Consider the following 6,473-nt stretch of genomic DNA (forward strand, 5'->3'; position numbering starts at 1 on the left):
CAGTCGACAAATCCAGCCAAGGACAGCAACCGTCGGTCAGGGCAAGGGTCAGACAACCGGGTGACCGCCCCTACATCCTCACTGTCAGGGCAGGATCCCAAAGGAGATGCTGGAGCCGCCGTGCAGCTGCTGGCGCCGCTTCGGTTCCAACGAGGGCTCGTAGTCCACGAGGTGACCGAGTGCCTCGTGGGATCACGGGTAGCCGACAAGCCGAAGCGATGACCTCAGCGCCAGCGCTTCCGACATCGCCGCACGAATCCGGTACCTGCTACCGGTCCTGGCCAACAGAAAGCGTAAGGAGGCTCAGCCGTGACCGCTCCCGAGCAGTACGCCAGCGTCCGCTACCTCGTCGACGACGTCCAGGCAGCCGTCGACTTCTACACCACCCACCTTGGCTTCACGCTCAACACCAGCGCCGCCCCCGCCTTCGCCGACGTGGTCCGTGGACCGCTGCGGCTGCTGCTGTCCGGACCCACCAGCTCCGGTGCCCGTGCCACCCCCACCGACGCGACCACACCCGGTCGCAACCGCATCCACCTGATCGTGGAAAGTCTGGACGCCGAGATCGATCGGCTCCGTGGCTCCGGGGTGTCGTTCCGAAGCGATGCGATCTCCGGCCCCGGCGGGCGCCAGATCCTGCTCGCCGACCCCGCCGGCAACCTGATCGAACTGTTCCAACCCGCCCGGCGGACCGGCCCCGCACCGGCCACACCCTGACAGATGGGCCGCGAGTGACAAGCGCTGCGGCGACGCCGAGGTGGTCGGCCGGCCGACAGCGCCGCCCGATGGCGTCCTCGCTACGCGTACGCGGCGTTGTCGCGGGGCGCCATTCGAGCAAAGAGGCGAAGCGTCTGCCGACGCTTCGCCAAATCGTGGCTTGACAGGCAGCCGGGTCCAGCGTGGACGATTCGGTGTGAGAATTCTCGTGGTGGGCGGAAGCGGCCTGATCGGCGCCCATGTCGCGGACGTGCTACGCGAACGAGGCCACGCTGTGACCACGTTGGCCCGTACCGCCCAGCCGGGAGTTGATCACCTACTCGATCTCGACTCTGCGTCGATCGACGAACTGCGGCCGCTGCTCGCCGGCCACGACGGTGTGGTGTACGCCGCCCGCACCGACGAGCAGCGACCGCTGCGCAAGCCGATCTATCCGGCGTTCCGCCGAGACATCGTCGATCCGGTGGTGCGCCTGTTCACCGCAGCCCGCCACGAGGGTTTCACCCGCGGGGCAATCATGGGCTCCTACTACACCTACTTCGATCGGCTGCATCCACAGTGGCGCCTTGCAGCCCGCCACACCTACGTTCGATGCCGGTTGGAGCAGGCGCAGGAGGGACGGGTGGCCGCCGGACCGGATCTGCCGGTGGCGGTGCTCGAGTTGCCGTTCGTCTTCGGCCGGGCCGGCGACCGGCTACCGAACTGGGCCGGCCCGCTGGACCGCTGGGCCAGATCTCGTTCACCGCTGGCCGTCCCCGTGGGCGGGACTGCCGCGACCTCGGCGCGCAGCGTGGCCGAGATCGCGGTGGATGCTCTCGAGCAGGCCCGCGGCGACGACATCCCGGTCGCCGACGAGAACCTCACGTGGAAGGAAATGATCGCGCGCATCGCCGAGGCAGCCGGCCGGCGCCGGCGGGTCAGTCGCCTACCTGCTAGCGCCGTACGGGCCTCCCTACGATCGGGCGGCATCCTGCAGACCCTCGGTCGCAAGGAGTCGGGCATCAACCTCAACCACCTCGCCGATCTCCTGCTCGCCGAGCTGTTCATCGAGCCGGCGTCCGGCCGGTCGCTGGACCCGGCGCTCCGCGAAACCTTCGCCGACACGGCATCGGCTGCGTAGCACAATCGCCTGCCAAAGATGCGCCCGGCAGCCGGGAGGGATCGGCGGCTCTCGTCGTCGGCAACCGTTTGTCCCGGCCTGCTAAAGAGGACGTGGGGCCGCCGGCCCGGGACGCATCGGGTGCGAGGACTCCTCCCACCGGAGGGTTAGGGGTACGCGAATGAGAGCCGTCGTGTACGACCGTTACGGGCCTCCGGACGTGTTGCGGATCGAGGACGTCCCCAAGCCGTCTCCCGCCGCCCGGCAGGTGCTCGTCAAGATTGCGGCAACCTCGGTCAATCTGAGCGACTGGGAGACCCTGCAAGGCTGGCCACTGTATTCGCGCATCGGTGGGCTGCGCTCCCCGGCACGCCGGACACTCGGCTCGGACATCGCCGGATGGGTCGATGCGGTCGGCGCGGACGTCACGGGGTTCCGACCCGGTGACGAGGTGTATGGCGACAACCTCATGCTCAAGGGCGGCTTCGCCGAGTACGCGATCGCCCCCGAGTCGGTGCTGGCCCGGAAGCCTCCAGCACTGACCTTCGCCGAGGCGTCGACGATTCCGCAGGCGGGCGTGATCGCGTGGCAGGGGACCGGTGGCGCCATGGCCGGACGGCGGGTCCTGATCAACGGTGCCGGCGGGGGTTCGGGGTCATTCGCGATTCAGCTTGCCAAGCGACTCGGCGCTCAGGTGACCGGAGTCGACAACGCAGGCAAGCTCGACTTCATGCGGTCGGTCGGCGCGGACAAGGTGATCGATTACCGCAGCGAGGACTTCACCCGCAGCGGCCCGTACGATCTCATCCTCGATCTGGTCGCGCACCGGTCGGTGTTCGCCTACCGCCGGGCGCTGGCTCCCGGTGGCCGGTACCGGTGCGTTGGCGGGTCGGTCTCGGCGCTGCTGCGCGTACTGACGATCGGCTCGGTGGCCGGTCGGCTCACGCACCGCCGGTTGGGCGTCCTCGCCGTCAAGGAGGGGCCGAAGCACTTCGAACCGGTGGCCGATCTCTGCGTGGCGGGTGACCTCGGTATCCACATCGATCGCACCTTCAGCCTCGACGAGGTGCCCGAGGCATTAGCCCACGTTGGCGAGGGACGCGCCCTCGGCAAGGTCGTTGTGAGTGTGAACTGACCAGCGGTTATTCCGCGAGCTGAGGTCTGCCCTCTCGATCATCTCTGGGCGGGTCGGCTTCACAGCCGGCCACCTCGCCCCGGCCACTCACCTCTCGTACCAGCGAGAGGTCGACGGGTGCGACGGCGGGGGTGGGGTCGGCATGGCCGAAGGGCCTCTCCAAGCTCTGCCCCTCACCGGTGCCGAACCCGTCACGCAACGTCAGCCGCATCGGCCGGGCGGTCGGCCGTTGGTCATCCGAGCCACCGGTCGAACCATGCGCGGGTGCGGCGGAGCACGTCGAGCTGGTGGTTGCGTTCGCGAATCGAGTGGTTCTCACGGGGATAGACGACGTACTCGTGCTCGACGCCGAACCTGCGTAGCGCACGGTGGAAGAACTCCGCCTGTGACACCGGAACGTTCGTGTCATTCTCGCCGTGCAGGATCAGCACCGGCGTGCGGACCTTGGAGGCGTACGAGATCGGACTGAGCCGGTCGTGGCGGTGCGGACCCGTTCCTTCCCAGCCGTTGCTACCGCCGAGGGCAGCCTCGAACGGCCCCTGTTCTCCGGTTGCGGCGAGCATTCCCCAGTCGCTGATTCCAGCTCCCATCACGGCGGCCTTGAACCGGTCGGTCTGCCCGACCGCCCAGGCGGCCATGAAGCCGCCGTGGCTCCAGCCGCCGATGCCCAGCCGGTCGGGGTCGGCGACGCCGTCGGCGATGAGCAGGTCGATGCCGGCGCAGATGTCGGTCCACTCGTCCTGGCCGACCGCGCCGGCGACGCGCACCGCGAAGTCGTGGCCGTGCCCTTGGCCGCCGCGCGGGTTCGGCAGAAACACGGCGTAGCCGGCGCTCGCCAGCCACTGGCCGGACGGGTGCCAGCCGAGCATGAGCCGGTCGGCGTGCCGCTCGTACGGGCCGCCGTGGACAAGTGTCACCAGCGGGAAGGGCCCGTCCTTGTGGGACCGGCCGGCGGGCAGGATCAGCAGCCCATCCAGCGTCAGCCCGTCAGATGCCTCGTACGACAGGCGCTCCTGGACGCCCCACGGGATGTCGCGGAGTTCGGGCCTGAGATCGGTCAGGCTCGTCAACGGCCCGCAAGTGGGGCCGGCGTAGACGTTTCCGGGCTGGTAGGACGTGCTGACGACCGCCGCGACGGCGTCACCGTGCCGGCTCGTAGTCAACGATGCCGCAAGGCCGTCGACCCGGGACACCTCGACGAGGGTGGGCCCGGCCGGATCGAGCCGGTGGATCGCGGTATCGAGCCCGTCGGCGACCAGCACCAGCGGCAGACCGGCGTCGACCTGAACCAGGTCACTCGGGCAGATGGTCCTGCCGGCGGTCAGGTTACGGTGCTCGCCCACCGGCCCGCTCACCGGCACGGCGACATCGAGAACCGCGTGGCCGCCCACCAGAGCGGGCGGAGTCGTCGCGACATATGCCAGGTGCCAGCCGTCGACGGCGCGCCACCAGACGAGCGACGACGCGCCCGCCGCGGCCGGGCCGAGGTCCCGCGTCACGCCGCTGCCCGGATCGAGGAGGTGGAGACCGGGCTCCACAAGGCCCGGGTCCACGTCGGGGGTCGACCACGTCAGTACCGCCAGCATTCCATCGTCGGGCCGCTGGGCCACCTCGACGACATGGCGATCGCCGAACGCATCCGGTGTCCGGATCTCGCGGCTCCGTACGTCGAGCAGCCGAAGCCGGTCCGGGCGTACGCGTTCACCCCACACCCGAGCGTCGTCACGCTCCCTGCGCCGACGTTCGTCCTCAGCGGACGGTTCATCGGCCGCGATCACCACGACCAGATCCGGATCGGCTCGTGGGAGGTGCTCGGAGACCCCACCGACCCAGGACGTGACCGCCTCCACGACGCCGTCAACCAGCCCTACCCGGTGCAGTTGCGCCGTGCCACGCTCGGCCCGGTCGGAGAGAAAGTAGATCAACAGCGAATCCTCGGCCCACCGCGCCGCTGATTCGTACGCCTCACCCGAAGTCAATCGTCGCGGAGACCCGGTCCCGTCGACGGCGGCGACCCAGAGTTCGCTGACCGGGTGATCAGCAGCCCGCCCGACCGGGGCGACCACGTAGGCGACCCACTTGCCGTCCGGCGACAGCGCCAGTGCCTGCGGAACACGACCGTCAACCACCAACTGGGCGGTGAGCTGTGCACGGGCCACCGGCGCACAGTATCGATCAACTACGACGGCGGCCAACCGCTGTCGCAACACGCCGCAGCATGGTTGCGGCGTCCTCGCAGGCCCCGCGCGCAGGGGCAGTGCGCCGCTGAACTAGGTGTACTGCCCAGGAAGGTTGGTTAAGCGGCTGATGGGTGGGCGTTTGCCGATCGCGGTGTGGGGCCTGTGATGGTTGTACTCGTGTATCCAGGCGGGCAGGGCGTTTCGGCGGGCTGACTCGCTGGAGTACATCCGTTTGAAGGCCCAGCCTTGGGCCATGGTGCGGTGGAAGCGTTCGATCTTGCCGTTGGTTTGTGGGCGGTAGGGGCGGGTGCGTTTGGCCGTGATGCCGAGTTGGGTGCAGGCGTCGCGCCAGGCGTGGCTGCGGTAGCAGCTGCCGCTGTCGGAGAGGACTCGTTGGGTGACGACGCCGCGGTCGCTGAACCAGGTGACGGCTCTGCGCAGGACGCCGATGGCGGTGGCTGCGGTTTCGTCGTCATGGATTTCGGCGTAGGCGACGCGGCTGTGGTCGTCGATGACGGTGTGCACGAAAGCGGTGCCGATCATCGGGTTGTAGTGCTTGCTGCGCGGCTTGCCGGCGGTGGCGTTGCGGTTCTTCTTGCCCTTGGCGCGGCCGACGTAGCGCCAGCCGCCGCCGTCGGGGATGTTCCCAAGCTTCTTGACGTCGACGTGTAGCAACGCCCCGGGAGTCGGGTGCTCGTAGCGACGCACGGGTTCGCCGGTGACCCGGTCGACGTGAGAGAGCCGGTTGAGCCGACACCGCGTCAACACGGCATGCACCGTCGATGAGGCCATGTCGAGGCGGTCGGCGATCGCGACCGGTCCCAGGCGGTGTTTCCACCGTAGGTGCACGATCTTGCGGACCAGTGGTTCCGGTGTCTTGCTTGGCTGCGACGTGGGCCGTGACGAACGGTCACGCATGCCGGCCTCGCCGGCGGGCCTGTCAAGATTTCTGTGTAAGTTGATCTATGGGTTGTCAGGTCAGGTAGGGGCCGAGGCGGTCGGGGTAGGCCAGGGCGAGGGCGCCGAGGGCTTGGCGCCAGCCTGGGACGAGGGCGCCTTCGACGAGGCGGGCTTGGGCGCGGCGTTGGCCGGGGGGTAGGCCCTTTTCCTTGGCGCGGTCGCGGGCGCGTTTGTCTTCGATGTCGCGGATGGCCAGCCAGAGCAGCTTGATCACGGCGTCGTCGGTGGGGAAGTGTCCCCGGTTCTTGATGATCTTCCGTAGTTGGAAGTTCAACGACTCGATCGCATTGGTCGTGTAGATGATCTTCCGGAGTTCGGGTGGGAACGCCAGGAACGGCACGAACCGTTGCCAGGCGTTCGTCCACGTCGCGACCGCGGCCGG

5 protein-coding genes and 1 pseudogene are annotated in these 6,473 nt (G+C 68.8%); 3 read left to right on the forward strand and 3 right to left on the reverse strand.

The window, feature by feature from the left end:
- The first annotated feature begins 309 nt into the window (after nucleotides 1-309).
- The 3 genes from ACIBBA_RS33470 (at nucleotide 310) to ACIBBA_RS33480 (ending at nucleotide 2,951) form a co-directional block, all read left to right on the forward strand.
- Complete coding sequence (locus tag ACIBBA_RS33470) at nucleotides 310-717, forward strand: VOC family protein (protein ID WP_396702890.1); 408 nt, start codon at nucleotides 310-312, stop codon at nucleotides 715-717.
- Nucleotides 718-928: 211 nt separating this feature from the next.
- Nucleotides 929-1,837 (forward strand): NAD(P)H-binding protein, encoded by a 909-nt coding sequence (locus ACIBBA_RS33475; protein ID WP_396702898.1) that lies wholly within the window; start codon nucleotides 929-931, stop codon nucleotides 1,835-1,837.
- Between the two features lie 172 nt (nucleotides 1,838-2,009).
- Nucleotides 2,010-2,951, forward strand: a complete 942-nt coding sequence (locus tag ACIBBA_RS33480) for an NAD(P)-dependent alcohol dehydrogenase (protein ID WP_396702892.1) — start codon at nucleotides 2,010-2,012, stop codon at nucleotides 2,949-2,951.
- Between the two features lie 233 nt (nucleotides 2,952-3,184).
- On the opposite strand, the gene ACIBBA_RS33485 is transcribed toward ACIBBA_RS33480, so the two are convergent.
- The 3 genes and pseudogenes from ACIBBA_RS33485 to ACIBBA_RS33495 all read right to left on the reverse strand — a co-directional run.
- Nucleotides 3,185-5,110: a S9 family peptidase gene (locus ACIBBA_RS33485; RefSeq protein ID WP_396702894.1), complete on the reverse strand. Its 1,926-nt coding sequence runs from the start codon at nucleotides 5,108-5,110 to the stop codon at nucleotides 3,185-3,187.
- A gap of 111 nt (nucleotides 5,111-5,221) precedes the next feature.
- Nucleotides 5,222-6,073: pseudogene (locus tag ACIBBA_RS33490) on the reverse strand (IS481 family transposase); the annotation flags it as partial.
- A gap of 31 nt (nucleotides 6,074-6,104) precedes the next feature.
- A partial coding sequence (locus tag ACIBBA_RS33495; protein ID WP_396702896.1) for a transposase occupies nucleotides 6,105-6,473 on the reverse strand: 369 nt, incomplete at its 5' end.

This window comes from Micromonospora sp. NPDC051006 (genome assembly GCF_044456245.1).
GTDB lineage: Bacteria > Actinomycetota > Actinomycetes > Mycobacteriales > Micromonosporaceae > Micromonospora.